Source organism: uncultured Streptococcus sp., from assembly GCF_963456385.1.
Taxonomy (GTDB): Bacteria; Bacillota; Bacilli; order Lactobacillales; family Streptococcaceae; genus Streptococcus.
The window spans coordinates 1-17840 of record NZ_CAUOLF010000032.1; the positions used below are offsets into that span (position 1 = coordinate 1).

At 43.9% G+C, this 17840-nt stretch carries 23 protein-coding genes and 1 pseudogene; 22 read left to right on the forward strand and 2 right to left on the reverse strand.

The window, feature by feature from the left end; all coding sequences use genetic code 11:
* From RP262_RS10690 to RP262_RS10745, 12 genes are all read left to right on the forward strand, one after another.
* On the forward strand, nucleotides 1-999 hold a 999-nt coding region (locus tag RP262_RS10690), incomplete at its 5' end, for a SpaA isopeptide-forming pilin-related protein (protein WP_311155135.1).
* 271 nt (nucleotides 1000-1270) lie between these two features.
* Complete coding sequence (locus RP262_RS10695) at nucleotides 1271-1402, forward strand: hypothetical protein (RefSeq protein ID WP_009659231.1); 132 nt, start codon at nucleotides 1271-1273, stop codon at nucleotides 1400-1402.
* Between the two features lie 178 nt (nucleotides 1403-1580).
* Nucleotides 1581-2342, forward strand: a complete 762-nt coding sequence (locus RP262_RS10700) for an ABC transporter ATP-binding protein (RefSeq protein WP_002894797.1) — start codon at nucleotides 1581-1583, stop codon at nucleotides 2340-2342.
* Nucleotides 2342-4336, forward strand: coding sequence for an ABC transporter permease (locus RP262_RS10705; RefSeq protein WP_311155136.1), 1995 nt, complete (start codon nucleotides 2342-2344; stop codon nucleotides 4334-4336). Before RP262_RS10700 ends, RP262_RS10705 begins: the two co-directional genes overlap by 1 nt.
* A 158-nt stretch (nucleotides 4337-4494) precedes the next feature.
* Nucleotides 4495-5901 carry an amino acid permease gene (locus RP262_RS10710; protein ID WP_311155137.1) on the forward strand — a complete coding sequence of 469 codons (1407 nt, stop codon included), beginning with the start codon at nucleotides 4495-4497 and terminating at the stop codon, nucleotides 5899-5901.
* A gap of 37 nt (nucleotides 5902-5938) precedes the next feature.
* Nucleotides 5939-6208: a hypothetical protein gene (locus RP262_RS10715; RefSeq protein WP_311155138.1), complete on the forward strand. Its 270-nt coding sequence runs from the start codon at nucleotides 5939-5941 to the stop codon at nucleotides 6206-6208.
* A 137-nt stretch (nucleotides 6209-6345) separates the two neighbouring features.
* Nucleotides 6346-7290: a S41 family peptidase gene (locus RP262_RS10720; protein WP_311155139.1), complete on the forward strand. Its 945-nt coding sequence runs from the start codon at nucleotides 6346-6348 to the stop codon at nucleotides 7288-7290.
* A gap of 63 nt (nucleotides 7291-7353) precedes the next feature.
* The gene (locus RP262_RS10725) at nucleotides 7354-7779 is read left to right on the forward strand and encodes a GNAT family N-acetyltransferase (protein WP_223310184.1); all 426 of its coding nucleotides are present in this window, start codon (nucleotides 7354-7356) and stop codon (nucleotides 7777-7779) included.
* A gap of 15 nt (nucleotides 7780-7794) precedes the next feature.
* Nucleotides 7795-8253 carry a GNAT family N-acetyltransferase gene (locus RP262_RS10730; RefSeq protein ID WP_311155140.1) on the forward strand — a complete coding sequence of 153 codons (459 nt, stop codon included), beginning with the start codon at nucleotides 7795-7797 and terminating at the stop codon, nucleotides 8251-8253.
* 130 nt (nucleotides 8254-8383) lie between these two features.
* On the forward strand, nucleotides 8384-8620 hold the full coding sequence (locus RP262_RS10735) for a DUF2829 domain-containing protein (RefSeq protein ID WP_002899859.1): 237 nt from the start codon (nucleotides 8384-8386) through the stop codon (nucleotides 8618-8620).
* Complete coding sequence (locus RP262_RS10740; protein WP_311155141.1) at nucleotides 8613-9311, forward strand: 3-oxoacyl-ACP reductase; 699 nt, start codon at nucleotides 8613-8615, stop codon at nucleotides 9309-9311. Before RP262_RS10735 ends, RP262_RS10740 begins: the two co-directional genes overlap by 8 nt.
* A 20-nt stretch (nucleotides 9312-9331) precedes the next feature.
* Entirely contained in the window at nucleotides 9332-10075 is a 744-nt protein-coding gene (locus RP262_RS10745; protein WP_311155142.1) for a GNAT family N-acetyltransferase, read from the forward strand.
* An 81-nt stretch (nucleotides 10076-10156) separates the two neighbouring features.
* On the opposite strand, the gene RP262_RS10750 is transcribed toward RP262_RS10745, so the two are convergent.
* Entirely contained in the window at nucleotides 10157-10846 is a 690-nt protein-coding gene (locus RP262_RS10750; RefSeq protein WP_032909682.1) for a DUF6796 family protein, read from the reverse strand.
* Between the two features lie 186 nt (nucleotides 10847-11032).
* A pseudogene (locus tag RP262_RS10755) lies at nucleotides 11033-11296 on the reverse strand (transposase); the annotation flags it as partial.
* A gap of 26 nt (nucleotides 11297-11322) precedes the next feature.
* Between RP262_RS10755 and RP262_RS10760 the strand changes: the two are divergent.
* The 10 genes from RP262_RS10760 to RP262_RS10805 all read left to right on the forward strand — a co-directional run.
* Nucleotides 11323-11472, forward strand: coding sequence for a hypothetical protein (locus RP262_RS10760; RefSeq protein ID WP_311155143.1), 150 nt, complete (start codon nucleotides 11323-11325; stop codon nucleotides 11470-11472).
* 50 nt (nucleotides 11473-11522) lie between these two features.
* Nucleotides 11523-11972 (forward strand): ASCH domain-containing protein, encoded by a 450-nt coding sequence (locus tag RP262_RS10765; RefSeq protein WP_311155144.1) that lies wholly within the window; start codon nucleotides 11523-11525, stop codon nucleotides 11970-11972.
* Between the two features lie 94 nt (nucleotides 11973-12066).
* Complete coding sequence (locus RP262_RS10770; RefSeq protein ID WP_125351192.1) at nucleotides 12067-12693, forward strand: PadR family transcriptional regulator; 627 nt, start codon at nucleotides 12067-12069, stop codon at nucleotides 12691-12693.
* A 397-nt stretch (nucleotides 12694-13090) separates the two neighbouring features.
* Complete coding sequence (locus tag RP262_RS10775; RefSeq protein ID WP_311155145.1) at nucleotides 13091-13885, forward strand: hypothetical protein; 795 nt, start codon at nucleotides 13091-13093, stop codon at nucleotides 13883-13885.
* Nucleotides 13886-14012: 127 nt separating this feature from the next.
* Nucleotides 14013-15392 carry a bifunctional UDP-N-acetylglucosamine diphosphorylase/glucosamine-1-phosphate N-acetyltransferase GlmU gene (glmU, locus tag RP262_RS10780; RefSeq protein ID WP_311155146.1) on the forward strand — a complete coding sequence of 460 codons (1380 nt, stop codon included), beginning with the start codon at nucleotides 14013-14015 and terminating at the stop codon, nucleotides 15390-15392.
* A gap of 8 nt (nucleotides 15393-15400) precedes the next feature.
* Complete coding sequence (locus RP262_RS10785; protein ID WP_311155147.1) at nucleotides 15401-15961, forward strand: NUDIX hydrolase; 561 nt, start codon at nucleotides 15401-15403, stop codon at nucleotides 15959-15961.
* A 4-nt stretch (nucleotides 15962-15965) separates the two neighbouring features.
* On the forward strand, nucleotides 15966-16388 hold the full coding sequence (gene macP / locus RP262_RS10790) for a cell wall synthase accessory phosphoprotein MacP (protein WP_002905026.1): 423 nt from the start codon (nucleotides 15966-15968) through the stop codon (nucleotides 16386-16388).
* A gap of 76 nt (nucleotides 16389-16464) precedes the next feature.
* Entirely contained in the window at nucleotides 16465-17157 is a 693-nt protein-coding gene (locus RP262_RS10795; RefSeq protein ID WP_002920681.1) for a 5'-methylthioadenosine/adenosylhomocysteine nucleosidase, read from the forward strand.
* 12 nt (nucleotides 17158-17169) lie between these two features.
* Complete coding sequence (locus RP262_RS10800) at nucleotides 17170-17478, forward strand: DUF898 domain-containing protein (protein WP_227963787.1); 309 nt, start codon at nucleotides 17170-17172, stop codon at nucleotides 17476-17478.
* A 111-nt stretch (nucleotides 17479-17589) separates the two neighbouring features.
* Nucleotides 17590-17840 (forward strand): ATP-binding cassette domain-containing protein (locus tag RP262_RS10805; protein ID WP_311155148.1); only part of this gene is annotated, 251 nt, incomplete at its 3' end.

The window sequence follows — 17840 nt, forward strand, 5'->3', positions numbered from 1 at the left end:
CATGACGGCACAGTGGAAGTGACCAATGTTGGTGAGAAGGACGCTAAGGGTGAAGACAACAAGGTCGTAACCAACGGCTCAACTGTTACAGTAACGGATAAAGACGATGATAGTCCAAAAGCCATTACTTTCAGTAAAGTTAACCTTGGTGGAACTGAAATCGCAGGAGCTCAAATCAAGATCTACAAGGGCGACAAGGCAGAAGGCAATCCAGTAGAAAGCTGGACATCTGAAGCTGGTAAGTCTGAAGAATTGAACTTGACTCCTGGTACTTATACTTTCCATGAGGAAGCCGCACCAACCGGCTACCTCAAAGTGACAGACATTACTTTCCAAGTAAAAACTGACGGAACAGTAGAAGTAACCAATGTCGGCGAGAAAGACTCTAAGGGTGAAGAGAACAAGGTCGTAACAAACGGCTCAACTGTTACAGTAACGGATAAAGACGATGATCTTCCACGTAAGGTGACCTTCAGTAAGGTCAACCTTGGCGGTACTGAGATTGCTGGTGCAGAGATTCAAATTTTCCAAGGCAAAGAGGCAACTGGTAATCCTGTAGCAAAATGGACTTCAGAAGCAAATACATCGCACGAGCTTGAACTAGCTCCTGGGGTATATACCTTCCATGAAGCTGCAGCCCCAACCGGTTACTTAGCTGTTACCGACATTGTGTTCCAAGTGAATCTCGATGGCACAGTAACGGTTGTAAATGCTGATGGAAATACAGTAGAATACAAGGATGGGACGTTAGTCGTAACTGACCAAACGAAACCGACTGGCCCAGACAAGGATCCGTCTAAAAAAACAGATGAACCAGATCCGAAAAAATCAAATCAAGATAAACCAATAGAAAAAGACCAAGATAAACCTGGAGATAGGGGAAAGACGAAGAAAATTCTACCTTTCACAGGTACAGAAATCAGCTTTACGCTACTTGCTTTCGGTCTGATTCTGATAGTTGGTTGTGGGGTTTATTTCGGGATTCGTTTCAAAAAATAAAACAGAAAACAAGTGTCAATGAACGTTGACGCTTGTTTTTTATGTGCTTGATGAAAGAAGCCGATAGTTATCGTTGAATTTTGGCCTATTGACGCAGTTTAAGGGCAATCGAAAACTATTTTTTATAAGTGACAAAAATGTAAGTTTAAAGGCTAAAATGAAAGGTTATCTTATGGCAGCTAGCCTGGGAATTCGGTATCCTATAAGTGTAAAGAAAAAGAAGATAACTATCTTCCAAACTAATAATCAGATTTCAAGAAGGAGGCCCGCTATGAAAATCAATCTTTTTAACCATCGCCAAAGTAAACCTAAAGCTCAAAAGATTTCCAAGGAAGAAATCGAGAAGACTCGTCTAGGCTGTGCTTCCAGTCAATATTATTTCTGGCTGCAGTACAGTCACTGAGAGTTTCCAGTATTCAAGGATGAGAGAAAGGTCAGTTGACTTTTCTCTTTATCCGTCTTGGAGCACAAGATGACAAAAATGTAAGATTGGCGGGCAAAATGAAAGATTAGGTTATGGAAACTTGTCTGTCTTTCCGGTATGATAGTAGTATCAAGTTAAATAAAGAAGAGGTTCGAGTATGACATTATTAGACGTACAACATGTGAAAAAAATTTATAAAACCCGCTTTCAGGGCAGTCAAGTAGAGGCACTGAAGGACATTCACTTTACGGTAGAAAAAGGCGAATATGTCGCCATCATGGGGGAGTCAGGCTCCGGGAAATCCACTCTGCTCAACATCCTAGCCATGCTGGACAAGCCGACTGAGGGCCGCGTCTTTCTCAACGGAACTGACACGGCAACCATCAAAAACAGCCAGGCTTCCAGCTTCCGCCGGGAGAAATTAGGATTTGTCTTTCAGGATTTCAACCTTTTGGACACCCTATCGGTCAAGGATAATATTCTTCTGCCTCTGGTTCTCTCTCGTCGTCCCATTACCGAGATGATGCAAAAGCTGGTCACCACCTGCAATGAGCTGGGGATAAATAAACTCCAAGAGAAGTTTCCTTATGAGATTTCCGGTGGTCAGAAGCAGAGAGTTGCAGTGGCCCGGGCTATCATCACAGACCCTGAGATTCTGCTGGCGGATGAGCCGACGGGAGCCTTGGATTCCAAGTCTTCGGCAGCGTTGTTGGATGTCTTTGATGATATCAATGCCCGCGGTCAAACCATTCTCATGGTGACCCACTCAACTGCAGCGGCTAGCCGCGCCAAGCGGGTGCTCTTTATCAAGGATGGGATTCTTTATAATCAAATCTTCCGCGGTGACAAGACCGAGCGGCAGATGTTCCAAGAGATTTCTGATACTCTGACAGTTATGGCAAGTGAGGTGAAGGACTAGTGTTTCGATTAGCAGCAAAATTGGCGGTATCCAATCTGATTAAGAACCGCCGTCTCTATTATCCGTTTGCACTGGCTACCTGTGTGGCTGTAGCCATTTCTTATATTTTCAACTCCTTGGCTTTTAATCCCAATCTATCCAAAATGACAGGTGCCAGCTCTGTTGTCCTTGTTTTGGTCCTAGGGGTTGTTATTGTGAACATCACAGCTGGAATTATTGTCTTTTATGCCAATCAATTTGTTATGAAGAATCGCTCCAAGGAGCTGGGGCTTTATGGTATGCTAGGTCTCAATAAACGCCATCTCTTTGTTATGACTTTTATTGAGCTTCTGATTTTCGGGCTAGTGGCTGTAAGCTTGGGGCTGACTATTGGTGTTCTCTTTGACCAGCTGATTTATGCCCTTTTGCTCAAGCTCATGGGAACCAAGGTGGTTCTGGTTTCGACTTTCCAGCTACCGGTCTTGATTCTTGTTTTTATTTTCTATGGCTTTATTTTTGCAGGCTTGGTCTTTGTTAATGGTTGGCGAATTCTGCGTTTTGATTCCCTGAAGATGTCTAAGGAAAAGGCCAGCGGAGAGAAGAAGAGCCGTTTTTTACTGCCACAGACCTTTATTGGCCTGGCAGCTCTGCTCTACGGCTACTATCTGGCTCAGACTGTGCGGAATCCTATGGAAGCAATCTTCATCTTTTTTGGAGCAGTCCTCTTAGTCATTTTAGGAACCTACCTGCTCTTTAATGCTGGTATTACAGTCTTTCTGCAGCTTCTGCAAAAGAACAAAAAGTATTACTACCAGCCCAATAATATGATTTCCGTCTCAAATCTTATTTACCGGATGAAGAAAAATGCAGTGGGGCTGGCTACTATTTCCATCCTATCGACAATGGTTCTAGTGACCTTCTCTGCCGGTATGAACATCTATTCTGGCGCGGAATTTATGCAGAAACTTATGTTTCCGCATGATTTCTCTATCAATGGCGGTGTGAATGCAAAAAAAGAACAGCTGGATCAGGTCTTGACAGAGTTTGTAGCAGAGAATCAGCTGAAGGTCAAGCAACAGGAGACCTATCAGTTTTATTCAATGGGTGTCAAGAAAAAAGAGGGTAACAGCCTAGATATTTATCCTAAGGGACAATGGGCTGTGTCACCTAATACCTATATCTTGATGTTTTCCAGCGAGGATTACGAAAAGTTGACAGGAAAGGATCTATCTTTGCAGGAAAATGAGATTGCTGTCTTTAATAAGGGAGTGGATCTGGATTATAAGCAGCCTCTGCAGCTGGCTGGCCAAAACTTGACGATCAAGAAAGTCCTGTCTGAAGATTTTATCTTTCACAATATTCCAGATGAGTATAATATCATCATTCCTAAAGGGCTGTATCTAGTAGCCAAGGATCCTAGTCAACTCTTGGCTCCGCAGATGGAGCAGCAAGCTATTAATCCTGTACTCTATGGTAGTTTGGATATTGAAGCATCCGAAGATGAAAAGGCTAAGCTGGATACAATCTATCAAAAGAAAATGGCGGATTATAACCAGTCTCTGCCAGAAGGTGCCGGTGGTGTCCACGGTCAAACTGGTGTGATTGGTATACTTGAAATTAAGGGTATGCTGGGTGGTGTCTTCTTTATAGGGATTTTCCTCTCTATTGTCTTCATGATGGGAACAGTGCTGGTTATTTACTACAAGCAAATTTCCGAAGGTTTCGAAGACCGTGACCGCTTCATCATCCTACAGAAAGTCGGCTTAGACGAGCAACAGACTAGAAAGACCATTCGTAAACAAGTACAGACTGTCTTCTTCCTGCCCCTAATCTTTGCCTTCCTTCATTTGGCTTTTGCCTATCACATGCTCAGTCTCATTTTACAGATGTTGGGCGTGCTCAACGCAAGTCTTATGTTAGTGGTGACTCTGGGTGTTTGTGCTCTATTTATTGCAGTATATGTCGGTGTCTTTCTCATCACATCTCGCAGCTATCGCAAAATTGTGGCTATGTAATAGCAGAGACAGGCTTCATATACCTTTCATCTATTTTAAAGACTTAGGCTGAGACTTCTCTCAGCCTTTCTTTTTTCGGAAAATTTCTGACAAAGATTCCTAAAAGAGTGGAAATATGATAAAATAGAACGTTAATGCAATTAGGAGAGTAAAAATAGATGAATATATTTAGAAAAAAAGATGCCAGTAAGGATAGAACGGGCATGCGCCGTCACTTGAAAATTCCTGATTTAATTTTGCTTGGTATTGGAGCAATGGTAGGAACTGGAATTTTCACTATTACAGGGACTGGAGCGGCCAAATATGCTGGGCCAGCTCTGACTGTCTCAATCGTCATTTCAGCGCTTTGTGTGAGTATTTCGGCACTTTTTTACGCTGAGTTTGCCTCACGGATTCCGGCCAATGGCGGAGCTTACAGTTATATCTATGCGGTTCTGGGGGAATTTCCTGCTTGGCTGGCTGGTTGGCTAACCATCATGGAGTTCATGACAGCTATCTCAGGTGTTGCCTCTGGCTGGGGCTCTTATCTGAAGGGCTTGCTGAGCGGCTTTGGTATCCAGCTGCCGACAGTTCTGAATGGTACCTTCAATCCAAAAGCAGGTACTTACGTGGACTTGCTGCCTATTCTGGTCTTGGTTTTTGTTACAGGAGTCGTCCTTCTGAACTCCAAGGCAGCCCTGCGCTTCAACTCAGCCTTGGTGGTCTTGAAGTTCTCAGCCTTGGCACTCTTTATCATTGCAGGATTTTTCTTCATCAAACCAGAAAATTGGTCTAACTTTGCACCTTTTGGTTTTGGAGAAATTTATGGCGGTAAGGTCGGCATCATGGCTGGGGCTTCACTCATGTTCTTTGCTTTTCTAGGCTTTGAGTCCATTTCCATGGCGGTCGATGAAATCAAGGAGCCCCAAAAGAACGTTCCGCGCGGGATTGTTTTGTCCTTGAGCATCGTGACCATTCTCTATATTTTGGTGACCTTGGTCTTGACTGGGATTGTCCACTATAGCAAGCTGGATGTCTCTGATGCGGTGGCCTTTGCCCTGCGCAGCGTCGGACTTGGCTGGGCAGCTAACTATATCTCTGTCGTTGCGATTTTGACCCTGATTACTGTCTGCATCTCCATGACCTACGCCCTGTCGCGGATGATTTACAGTATTGCGCGTGATGGTCTCTTGCCTGGCTCTTTCAAGAAATTGACAGAGACCAGTCGGGTGCCAAAGAATGCCACGATTTTAGTAGGGATTGCCTCGGCTGTTTGTGCCGGTATCTTCCCCTTGGCTAGCATCGCCTCTTTCCTCAATATCTGTACCTTAGCTTATCTGATTTTATTGGCTGTGGCAGTCTTGAAATTGCGGAAAGATCAAGGAATGCCCAAAGCTGGAGAATTCAAAACACCTCTAGTACCTCTGACACCGATTTTATCCATTATTATCTGCCTGTCCTTCATGACCCAGTATACCAAGGAAACCTGGCAGGCCTTTGGAATTGCCCTAGCGCTGGGAAGTCTCATCTATGCCTTTTATGGCTATCGAAACTCTGAAATCGCTGTAAAAGAGAAGTTGGGATAGAGTATTGCTATTAAAAAGAAAGTAAAAGTAGAAAAGAATGAAGAACCTTAATCTAACCCAAAAGAAGAAAATCTGGCTCTTTGCCTTTGCTTTGCTTGCCCTGATCTTACTGGCGATTGTGATCAATATTCAGTTGAACCAGCCTGAAGATATGCATGCTGAGTATGTTCGGCTTTGGAAGTCAAGGTGGCATGAGGAAAATAAAGACTGGCTCTATCCACTGAAAAATATCTGTCTTGTTATTCTGGCAGTTCTAGCTGGGTCTGGTTTGATGATTGCATGTTCCAAGAGTGAGAGATGGAAATAAGCTTCTGTAGATTTAAACGAAAGAATCTTACAAAAATGTAAGATTGACGATGATAAATGTAAGGTAGAGACATGGAAAACGTGTCTCTATTTTGCTATAATCAGCTCAGAAATCCTCACTAGAAAGGTTGTGCGATTATGAAAAAAGTCCTTTTAGGTTGCTTGGGGACAGTACTGGTTTTGCTTGCTCTTTTAATAGGTTTTCTAGCCTACTTTGGTCCAGACTATGGAATTTTTCTTTTTCCACCTAGTCCGCAGGACTACGCTCGCTCGGTTGTAAAAAAGCTTGATTTCGGTCTTTATACGGACAAAGATTGGGAAAATGAGAAGAAGAAAGCCTTGGAGAAGCTTGAATCAGCCAAGACTTATCAAGATACCTATCCCGTCTTGGAAGAATTAACCAAAGAGGCTGGCGGAAAGCATTCTTATTTTTTAAGTCCACAGGATAATCCCGAAAACGGTCCAGAAAGCAAAAATCAGCCTGAAGTGCAGAATCGGGAGGGTATTCTCTATGTAAAAGTTCCTGCTTTCACAGGTGATGCGCAGGCAGCGGAGGCTTATGCTAAGAAACTGTCAGCAGCTCTTAAAAAGGATGACTATCAGGCGGTTCTTGTGGATTTGAGAGACAATACCGGCGGGAATATGTATCCGATGATTGCGGGACTGTCCTCTCTTTTGCCTGATGAAGATCTCTTCCAATTCGTTGAAAAAAATGGAAGCAAGAGCGCGGTTTCGCGATCAGATGTTCTGAAGCAGCTTGGTCTGGAACAGACTGATGAGAAAGCAAAGAAAGTGCCAATAGCCGTCCTTACCAATGAACGTACAGGAAGCTCAGGAGAAATGACTGTTTTAGCTTTTAAGGGACTGGAAAGCGTTAAAATATTTGGTCAGCCAACGGCAAGCTATACTACGGGAAATAATTATTATCAACTGTATGATGGAGCGGTTTTGCTCTTGACTACCTCGAGTATCCTAGATCGCACGGGCAAGCTTTATGAGAACGAGGCAATTCAGCCCGATGTCCTAACAGACCAGCCTTTAGAAGAGGCGGAGTCTTGGTTGAAGGGACAGATAGGAGAATAGTTCATTGAAAGCAGTCAAAGAGACTGCTTTTCTGCTATAATAAAGAGAAGAACGAGGTGACAAATGATTCGTAAAGTAAAACTAAGAGATGCTGCAGCCATTCAGCGGCTCAATGCTGAGTGTCTGGGCTATGACTTCGATAGGGAAGCGACGAAGGCTCAACTGAAGAGGCTGCTAGAGAATGACCAGCATTTGATTTTGGTAGCTGAAGAAGGCGGACAGGTCATAGGTTACGCTCATGCGGCTAGATACGACTGTCTCTATTTCCCGTCCTTGCTCAATCTCTTGGCTTTGGCCGTCGCTCAGGATTTTCAGGGGCAGGGACATGGCAGAGCGCTGATGCAAGCTTTGCGTGAAAAGGGGAAAGAGGCTGGCTACACAGGAATTCGAATTAATTCAGGCATTTCCCGCACAGCTGCCCACGAATTCTATCGCAGCCTCGGCTGCAGCGAAAAAGCAGACCAGAAACGCTTTTATTGGGAATTTTAGAGAAAGGAGGAGTAGATGATGATTGAACCACTAACCCAGCAGCATGCTTTGGAAATTGCTAAGGACTGGCATTATGAGGCGCCTTATGACTTTTATGATTTGAAAAATGACTTGGAGGATTATGAAGAAATGGTCTCCCATGAAGCGCGTGGGGACCGTTATTATCAAGTTATGCGAGAAGAGAAAATTTATGGATTTTTCTGCTTGGAGCAGAAAGGAGAGCGAACTTTGGAGCTTGGTTTGGGGATGAAGCCGATGCACTGTGGAAAAGGTCAGGGCGCTGCATTTCTGCAGGTAATTCTGGACTTTATCATGGAAAAATTTGCGCCCCGAGTCATAAGTCTATCCGTGGCTGACTTCAATCACCGAGCCCAGCAGCTTTATCTCAACATGGGCTTTGAAGTGGTGAGGCGCATCCCGCAGGAAAGCAATGGGGATATTCATCTCTTTGTTGAGATGGAGAAGAAGGTCTAATTTTAGACTTTGTTGCAAAGCGTCAGATAAAATTATTGACAGTCAAGCAAAAGTCGTTCAATATACTTATGACTGCTGAAGGCTAGCAAGGAATTTGTCAATGATTATCATTAAACAAAAGGAGAAAACCATGACATTTGAAGAAATTTTACCTGGCCTTAAGGCCAAGAAAAAATATGTGCGTACAGGCTGGGGCGGAGCGGAAAACTACGTCCAGCTCTTTGATACGATTGAGCAGAATGGGGTGGCTCTTGAAGTGACTCCTTATTTCCTTATCAATGTTTCAGGCGAAGGGGAGGGCTTCTCCATGTGGAGTCCGACTCCTTGTGATGTGCTCGCGACAGATTGGGTGGAAGTAGATGACTAAGACGGTATTGGTGACGGGAGCCAGCTCCGGCATCGGCCGAGCTCAGGCTCTGACCTTTTTGGAAAATGGCTACCGAGTTTATGGGGTGGACAAGGATGAAAATCCAGGCTTTCTCAATGAACTACGTTTTATCAAGTTGGATTTAACAGGGGATTTGACACCGCTCTTCACCAGCTTGCCCGAGGTGGATATTCTCTGCAATACAGCAGGTATCTTGGACAATTATCGTCCCTTGCACGAGACAAGTGACGAGGACTGGGAGCAGATTTTTGCGCTCAATCTGACCGCGACTATGAAAATCACTCGCTTTTACCTGAAAAAAATGCTGGAGAAAAAGTCAGGAATTATCATTAATATGTGCTCGATTGCTAGCTTTCTGGCTGGCGGCGGCGGTGCTGCCTATACAGCCTCCAAGCATGCTCTGGCTGGCCTGACTAAGAAGATAGCCTTAGACTATGCGGATAAAAATATCCAAGTGTTTGGCCTAGCGCCGGGCGCAGTCAAGACAGCCATGACTGCCACAGATTTTGAGCCAGGCGGACTGGCAGACTGGGTTGCTGAGGAAACGCCGATCAAGCGCTGGCTGGATCCTCAGGAAGTGGCAGACATCAGCCTCTTTCTAGCCAGTGGTAAGGCAGCTGCTATGCAGGGCGAGATTATCAAAATCGACGGCGGCTGGAGTTTGAAGTAAGTGAATGAAGGATGCGAACAATGAAAAAAGCTAAGAACCTTTTCCAATCCTGGACCAAAAATATGGTGATTTATGGCTTGGATGCTGGTCTAGGGCAGTTCTTTATGAACATGCCTGAGACATCCTGCCTTTACCAACTAGGAAATTTCATCTTTCCGGCTGGTCAGGTGGATCCGGATTTTTGGCAGGATTATAGCACAAAATACAGCTTGGCTGACAAGATCATTATCTCCGAGGAGCCCAGCTGGCAAGAGTTTTTGGATAGTCAGAGTGAGTTGGGCAAGTTTACTCGCTATGCTTTTGCGGACAGGGTTGCCTTTGACACAGAGGCTTTGGAGAAATGGCAGCGCAGGCTACCTGCAAACTACTACCTTTGTCTGATTGATAAGGAGAGTTATGAGCGTTTGGCTGAGGAAGCCTGGTCTCAGGATTTGCAGGGTGATTTTTCCGATTTTGACCATTTTCAAGCGGCGGGTGGCTTTGGCTTTTTACTCTATTCAGGAGAGGAAATCATAGCTGGCGTATCGACAGGATTGGTCTATCATGGAGCTCTTGAGATTGAAATTGCCACCAAGCCAGCCTACCAAAGACAGGGCTTGGCCAAAATTTTAGGTGCCCAGATGATTTTAGAAGCTCGAAAACGCTTACTCTTTCCTCTATGGGATGCGCACAATGAAGCTTCCAAGAAGGTTGCAGAAAGCTTGGGCTATCAGTGCCTAGGAGCTTATCCGGCTTATGAATGGAAAGGGACTTTTGATCAATGAAGAAAAACCAAACCTACTTCTTAAAAGACATCATTGAGGCTGTAAAATCGGAAGAGTTAGATGATGATTTCTGTTTGTATGCTAGGGAAAATGGAGAACTGAATTTTCAGGACAGCTACTTGCTTCCTTGTTAGTAAAGTTTTTGTCCTTTAGGGCAAAAATCATGGCTATTGTTATCATTAAAGCAAACCAAAAGGCGGGAATGAGAATAGGAGAAAGCATTTCGCGAAGGGCTGGTGCAATAGCGCTGAGTAGCCGACTAAGGAGAATTCCTGTTAAGGGAGTTGTTAGGGCAAACCAGCGCGGGTAAGCCGTTTTCTTACTCAAAACGAGGATAACAATAAATAGGAGAAGTACAGCCATAAGTACGAAATAAATAAGCAGAAAGTTATTTTTCACTATTGAAAAGCTTTCTAGTAATTTTGCAATATCGGCAGAGGGATTATGGGCATATAGCCGCGAAGTGGCGGCAAAATAGAAATAGCTGGTGTGGAGGAAAACACAGACAGTCATGAGAATCCAAGCTCCTACTATTCCTAGCCATTTTTGTCTCAGCCCGATAGAGAGGATATAGACGCCCATTCCTAAAAGCGGGAAAAGAAGTAAGGCATAGCCTGCAAAATCAACTTTCCAAGCTGCTAAATCAGGCATGTGCTGCCAAAATCCCTTTCCAAAACCGTCAGAGATAGCAATCAATATATCTGCAACATAAATCAGCCAGCTTCCTAAAATAGACCAGGGAGCCCAGCGACGGATCGTTTTTTGAGTCATAAGCGCCTCCTTTAGACTTGTGTTACTAACATTTTACCAAAGGTTTGTTACGGAAGCAAATCTCGAAATGCCTAGAGGCTATAAAATGGTGTCTGCTTTCTATGTAAGGGGATGAAATGATTTCAGAAAGTGTGGGAAATGTTTGATTTTTGGGCTCTTTGTCAACTGTAGTGGGTTGATGAGAAGTTATAATCTGGAGAGGACTAAATCAGTCCTCTCCTTTTTGATGTTCAAAGCGATGAGGATTCTAGTTTTAAAATTGTCAAAGTTCCGAAAGCCGAAAGCGTTTCGCTTGATGACTTTGATGAGGTTGTTAGTAGCTTCTAGTTTTGCGTTTGAGTAGGGCAGTTCCAGTGCGTTCAGGATCTTATCCTTGTTTTTCAAGAAGGTCTTAAAAACAGTTTGAAAAATAGGATTTACATAAGAAATGGTATCTTCAATGAGTCCAAAGACAAGTAAGGGAGCAGGAGCTGGAGTTGATTTATTACGGTGAAGATTTTGCGGATGTTCTCTTGTCAGTTATGGAGCAGAAAGCAGAAGCAACTGATCAAGAGTGTTTACAGGCTCTGCTTTACTATTATGAGCATGATGACTTTATGGATTTTGATAAAAATACAGTTTTGTAGGAAGATTTTTTATAAACAATAATTTTTATTTTAGAAAGACAGGAGAAATGATGACCCCAAAAGAAATGTGGCAGGCATATAAGAAAATCAATCCAGAGATTGGCGATGAGATTGACGCCTGGGCCTTTGGTGCCTTGGCAGATGAGCTTGCCGACTTAGTGCTTCGTGGTGAAAAGACAGCGACTGCTTCGGCCTATGAGCTCTATAAGCTTGAAAATGAGCCCTTGCCGCAGGCAGGAAGTTTTGATGTCATTTTAGACAGTCAAGATAGGGCAGTCTGTATCATTGAAATCACCAAAGTCTCTGTGCGGCCTTTTAATGAGGTTTCAGCCGAACACGCCTTTAAGGAAGGAGAAGGAGACAAATCCTTGGCCTACTGGCAACAAGTCCATCAGGAATTTTTCACGGAGTGTCTGGCGGAAGCCGGTTTGGAATTTTCCCAAGAAACGGGTGTCGTCCTAGAAGAATTTCGCAAGGTCTATCCGCTGGATCAAGCTTAAGTCTATTTTTGAATAGGCTTTTTGTTTGCCCTTGATAAATCGAAGCAGAAATGTTACTATTAGGTATATAAAGAAATCGTGATATGGAGGAGAAATGGACAAATTAATTTTAGGCTTACTCATGATAAAGCATTTTACAGTTTATGAAATTCGTCAGGTCATGCGGCAAAATTTCAGCTCCATGTGCAGCGACAGTCTAGGCAGTATCCAAGCAGCTTTAAAAAAGCTGTCCCAGCAAGGGGCTGTAACTTATTCGGAGTACGTAGAAAAAGGAAAAATGAAGAAGGAATATGCCATTACCGCTTCGGGACGAATCTTGTTTTTGGAGTGGCTTAAAACGCCTATCGACATGAGCAAGAACAAGAATATGGACTTGGGGAAATTCCTCTTTATGGGTTATCTACCTAAGAAAGAGCAGCTCCAGATGCTGGATTTGACCATTGAGGGACTGGAAGTTGAAGTCCAAGAGTTTGAAGCTGTCAAAGACGCGATTCGTTTTACGGAGGAACAGGAAAAAGTAAAGGCCTATCTAGAGCAGAACAGCCATCTGGCTACAGAGCTGATAGAGACCAGTCAGGCGGCTGATTTAGCTGAAAGTATTTCCCAGATTGGTTATTTTGAAATAAAGACGCTCGAATTTGGGCTGGATTCGGCCCGCTTCCAGTTGGAATGGTTTAGCAAGCTTCGCCAGCAGTTGGCTAAAAATGAGAAAGAGGGCTGATATACTAAGTATTCAAAAAGCAGAGGATACTTGCCTTGTCGATACATTTGGCAATGACTTTGAGAGTTTGAAAAACCAATTAGCATTTTTTCCGCTACAGGATATATCGACTATGTACTTGTAAATGCGGTTTATCGGGACCAAGGGATTGTCAGTCAGCTTCTGACAAAGGATTTAAAGAACTAATCTGGATGGAACAATTGGCCGATAAAGAAGAAAATCTTAATGGAAAGACAGAAAGTGATTAAAGCCTGTAATCTATATAAATCCATAAGGCCAAAGAAACTAATTTTTTAACAGTCTTCAAAGACCGTTTCTGAAAAAAGATTGAAAATAGGTCTAAAAAAGCTTATAATAAAAGCTATAAAACGACAGAAGGCTTCTAGGAGGATTGATTTTGAAGAAGGTTCATTTTTTTATCATTTACGGCTGTGTCTGCTTTGTACTGATTGGCGGAACCTTTCTTTATACCTACTTTAAACCAGGAGGCATAGCGGAAGCAATCGAGTCCCGCTTTAAGCTATCTGCTGTAGTGGATGCATCCTTGAAAAAATTCGACCATGATAGTTTCTACATGGATCGGCTGTCTGAGTCGACCTATCTAGAAGGCTACAAAAAAAGAAAAGCTGAGACCGTTAAACAGCTGACTGTTTCAGATTCACCTTATTTAGCCAAGCTTTACGAAACCTATGATGATCAAGAACTGACCCATTATTTCAGCGAAGATCGGATGTACTTGGAAGAGAAAGACGGCTTTGAGACGATTGATGACACCGACTCACGGAAACATATCAATGGCTATTCGGGCATGTCCTCCTTTAAGGCTTTGCTGCAGGTCATGGTAGATAATGAGTCAGAACTGACTAAGAAAAAAGTGGACGGCGGCTATGAGTTTTCGGTGACAGCAGAAGGTGATTTGGCCTATGACCTTATCGATGCCTTCTACTATGCTTATAATGATGAGCATTATGATACGACCATCGACATTGAGAAGTGTAAGGTTGCCTTTGTGGTTGACCCTAAGACTCGGACCATCCGCTCTATTGATATGACCATGGATTTGGACGAAGATACAGCTTTAGATGGAGAATTAATTTACTTCAAGCAGCGGGCTGTCTTCAAGGATTATGGCAAGGCTAAAGTTCATCTTCCAAAGAAAATCAAAGAAAAAGAAGCAAAATCAGCTGTTTAAAGGCTGATTTTTTTGTGCAAAAGTTTTTTTGTTGCAGATTTTTATGGGGTTGGCTTGATTTTAAATTTTTAAAAATTACCTTTTAGTGATATAATAAAGGTGATATCCTACAGAAAAGAGATAATTGATGACAAATTACGCGATTATTTTGGCTGCGGGTAAGGGTACTCGCATGAAGTCAGATTTACCAAAGGTACTGCACAAGGTTGCAGGGATTTCCATGTTGGAACATGTTTTCCGCAGTGTCAATGCCATTGATCCAGAAAAGACCGTGACAGTTGTTGGCCACAAGGCAGAGCTAGTCGAGCAAGTCTTGGCAGGTCAGACAGACTTTGTCCGTCAGACTGAGCAGCTGGGAACAGGGCATGCCGTTATGATGGCAGAGCCTGTTTTGGAAAATCTGACAGGTCAGACGCTGGTTATTGCTGGCGACACTCCTTTGATTACAGGAGAAAGCCTGAAAAATCTGATTGACTTTCATGTCAACCACAAGAACGTTGCGACTATCCTGACAGCAGAAGCAGACAATCCTTTCGGCTACGGCCGTATCGTTCGCAATCAGCACGAGGAAGTATTAAAAATTGTTGAGCAGAAAGATGCTTCTGACTTTGAGCAGCAAATCAAGGAAATCAATACAGGAACTTATGTCTTTGATAATGCCCGTCTCTTTGAAGCCCTCAAAAATATCAATACCAATAATGCTCAAGGCGAATACTATATCACTGATGTGATCGGAATTTTCCGCGAAAATGGTGAAAAAGTCGGTGCTTATACGCTGAAAGACTTTGATGAGAGTCTGGGGGTTAATGACCGCGTAGCTTTGGCGACAGCTGAAAGCATTATGCGTCGGCGGATTAACCAGCAGCATATGGTCAACGGTGTCAGCTTTGTCAATCCAGATGCGACCTATATCGATGTGGATGTGGAAATTGCGCCTGAGGTTCAGGTTGAAGCAAATGTGACCCTAAAAGGTCAGACCAAGATTGGAGCAGAGACTATTCTGACCAATGGTACCTACATCGTGGACTCTGTCATTGGAGAACGGACCGTTATCACCAACTCTATGATTGAAGAATCTAGCGTTGCAGATGGAGTGACGGTCGGGCCTTACGCTCACATTCGTCCAGGTTCTAGTCTGGCTAAGGATGTCCATGTCGGCAACTTTGTAGAAGTTAAAGGATCGTCAATTGGAGAAAATACCAAGGCTGGTCATTTGACCTATATTGGAAACTCTGAAGTCGGCGCTAATGTCAACTTTGGTGCGGGTACGATTACGGTTAATTATGATGGCCAGAAGAAGTACAAGACTATCATTGGCGACAATGTCTTTGTTGGTTCCAACTCGACTATTATTGCTCCAGTTGAACTGGGTGACAATTCACTAGTCGGTGCAGGTTCTACTATTACCAAGGATGTGCCAGCGGATGCCATTGCTTTGGGTCGTGGCCGTCAGATCAACAAGGAAGATTACGCTAAGCGTCTTCCTCATCATCCTCAAAATAAGTAGGTTCAGTCATGGAATTTGAAGAAAAAACCGTCCAACGCAAAGAAATTTATCGAGGCCCGATTTTCCAAGTGGTCACGGATCAAGTGGAGTTGCCGCAAGGTAAGGGTCAGGCCCAGCGCGATCTGATCTTCCATAATGGAGCAGTGGCTGTGATAGCCATCACGCCGGAAGACAAGATGATTCTGGTCAAGCAGTACCGCAAGGCGATTGAAGCGACTTCTTACGAGATTCCAGCTGGCAAGCTTGAGCTAGGAGAGAATGCAGATCCTCATGCAGCTGCCCTCCGAGAATTAGAAGAAGAGACAGGCTACACTGGACAGCTGGAGTTAGTCTATGATTTCTACTCTGCCATCGGTTTTTGCAATGAAAAAATCAAGCTCTACAGCGCCAGTCATTTGACAAAGGTCGAAAACCCTCGTCCCCAAGACGAGGATGAAACATTGGAACTTTTTGAAGTCAGTCTGGAGGAGGCACATCAGTTGCTGCAAAACGGTGACATCTGCGATGCCAAGACCATCATGGCCCTTCAGTACTGGGAACAAAAAAATCTGAATAAATTAGGAACGTAGATCAATGGGAAAAGCTTTATTAACAGATGAAATCATTGAGCGGGCCAACCGCGGTGAGGATATTTCGGGGCCGCCTCTCATGGATGACGAGGAAACCAAGATTCTTTCAACTGGCAGAAGCTCCTTTAGCTCACAGCAGTCTAGCCGACAGGATACTCAGTTTGGTTATCAGAGCCCTCAAAACCGCTTTGGTTATGAAGAAGCTCGGTCTCAGCAGAATCAGAGTCGTTTTGGCTATCAGACTGCTCAAAACCAAGAGGAGTTTACGGATGAGACTCTCCACATTGAGGTTGATCCGACCGTGACTAAGAGCCGTCGGATTGAAAACCAAAAGCGGAGCCTCTTTCAAGCCAAACTCAATAAGATTCTCCTTTGGGTAGTTATCCTACTGATTGGTTTGATTGCAGCTATTATTTGGTGGCCTTAAAAAACTGCTCTATTGCACTTAAAAGGAAGCCTAGCCTGTCTAAGCTTCTTTTTCATCAGATGATTTGAGGTATTATATGAAAATTGGAATTATCGCAGCCATGCCCGAGGAGTTGAAGATTCTGTTGGAGCATTTAGAAAACCCGCAGAAGCACCTGCGTTTGGGCCATGTCTATCATACGGGCTCCATCGGCTATCATGAAGTGGTGTTGGTCGAAAGCGGGATTGGCAAGGTTATGTCTGCTATGAGCGTGGCTGTTTTGGTCAATGACTTCAAGGTCACAGCCGTGATTAACACAGGCTCAGCTGGAGCAGTGGCAGAAGGTCTAGCTATCGGCGATGTGGTGGTTGCAGATCGTCTGGTCTACCATGATGTGGACGTGACGGCTTTTGGCTATGACTACGGTCAGATGGCACGGCAGCCACTCTATTTTGAAGCGAGCCGCTATCTGGTTGCCGAAATGAAGAAAATTTTGGATAAGACCCATCAAAAGGCCAGAGTAGGTTTGATTGCGACTGGTGACAGCTTTGTTGCTGGTCAAGACAAGATTGACCGCATCAAGGAGCATTTCCCAGATGTCTTGGCTGTCGAGATGGAAGGCGCAGCTATTGCTCAAGCCACACATTCGATTGGCCTGCCCTTTATGGTTATTCGGGCCATGAGCGACACAGCTAGCCATGATGCCAATGTCACTTTTGATGAATTCATTCTTGAAGCTGGTAAACGCTCGGCAGAAACCCTGATTCAGTTTCTGAAAGAGTTAGTTTAAGGGAGAGATAGTATGTACAAAGAGTCTTATTTTGATGGTGGTCTCTTTTCTTACATGGGTCATGTGATTTTGGCTACCTTGATTACAGTATTTACGCTGGGAATTTGTGCACCTTGGGGCATGTGTATTCTGTATAATTGGAAGATAAAACATACAGTTATTGACGGGCACCGTCTTTACTTTGACGGTACTGCTATGCAACTTTTTGGGAATTGGATCAAGTGGTGGTTGCTGACCATTGTTACCTTTGGTATTTATGGATTTTGGCTGAAGATCAAGCTGACCCAGTGGATTACCAAGCATACACATCATGCGAATTGAGAACAAGCAAGCGAGACTTAAGTGGCTCGCTTTTCCTTTTCTTCTGTCTTGCCAAAAAATCCCTTTTGATGGTATAATCAAGGAACTGCAATCAATGATAGAGGAGAAAAAATGAGTATCTTAGAAGTAAAAAATCTCAGCCACGGTTTCGGAGACCGGGCTATTTTTGAGGATGTATCCTTCCGCCTCCTTAAGGGTGAGCATATCGGCTTAGTCGGTGCCAATGGTGAGGGAAAGTCAACCTTTATGAGCATTGTGACGGGTAAAATGCTGCCAGACGAAGGTAAGGTCGAGTGGTCCAAGTATGTGACGGCTGGCTATCTGGACCAGCATGCTGTGCTGGAGCAAGGTCAGTCTGTCCG

Coding starts and splice junctions, on each gene's coding strand:
- RP262_RS10695 (WP_009659231.1), top strand. CDS start 1,271: ATGAAAATCAATCTTTTTAACCATCGCCAAAGTAAACCTAAAGCTCAA.
- RP262_RS10700 (WP_002894797.1), top strand. CDS start 1,581: ATGACATTATTAGACGTACAACATGTGAAAAAAATTTATAAAACCCGC.
- RP262_RS10710 (WP_311155137.1), top strand. CDS start 4,495: ATGAATATATTTAGAAAAAAAGATGCCAGTAAGGATAGAACGGGCATG.
- RP262_RS10715 (WP_311155138.1), top strand. CDS start 5,939: ATGAAGAACCTTAATCTAACCCAAAAGAAGAAAATCTGGCTCTTTGCC.
- RP262_RS10720 (WP_311155139.1), top strand. CDS start 6,346: ATGAAAAAAGTCCTTTTAGGTTGCTTGGGGACAGTACTGGTTTTGCTT.
- RP262_RS10725 (WP_223310184.1), top strand. CDS start 7,354: ATGATTCGTAAAGTAAAACTAAGAGATGCTGCAGCCATTCAGCGGCTC.
- RP262_RS10730 (WP_311155140.1), top strand. CDS start 7,795: ATGATGATTGAACCACTAACCCAGCAGCATGCTTTGGAAATTGCTAAG.
- RP262_RS10735 (WP_002899859.1), top strand. CDS start 8,384: ATGACATTTGAAGAAATTTTACCTGGCCTTAAGGCCAAGAAAAAATAT.
- RP262_RS10740 (WP_311155141.1), top strand. CDS start 8,613: ATGACTAAGACGGTATTGGTGACGGGAGCCAGCTCCGGCATCGGCCGA.
- RP262_RS10745 (WP_311155142.1), top strand. CDS start 9,332: ATGAAAAAAGCTAAGAACCTTTTCCAATCCTGGACCAAAAATATGGTG.
- RP262_RS10750 (WP_032909682.1), bottom strand. CDS start 10,846: ATGACTCAAAAAACGATCCGTCGCTGGGCTCCCTGGTCTATTTTAGGA.
- RP262_RS10765 (WP_311155144.1), top strand. CDS start 11,523: ATGACCCCAAAAGAAATGTGGCAGGCATATAAGAAAATCAATCCAGAG.
- RP262_RS10770 (WP_125351192.1), top strand. CDS start 12,067: ATGGACAAATTAATTTTAGGCTTACTCATGATAAAGCATTTTACAGTT.
- glmU (WP_311155146.1), top strand. CDS start 14,013: ATGACAAATTACGCGATTATTTTGGCTGCGGGTAAGGGTACTCGCATG.
- RP262_RS10785 (WP_311155147.1), top strand. CDS start 15,401: ATGGAATTTGAAGAAAAAACCGTCCAACGCAAAGAAATTTATCGAGGC.
- macP (WP_002905026.1), top strand. CDS start 15,966: ATGGGAAAAGCTTTATTAACAGATGAAATCATTGAGCGGGCCAACCGC.
- RP262_RS10795 (WP_002920681.1), top strand. CDS start 16,465: ATGAAAATTGGAATTATCGCAGCCATGCCCGAGGAGTTGAAGATTCTG.
- RP262_RS10800 (WP_227963787.1), top strand. CDS start 17,170: ATGTACAAAGAGTCTTATTTTGATGGTGGTCTCTTTTCTTACATGGGT.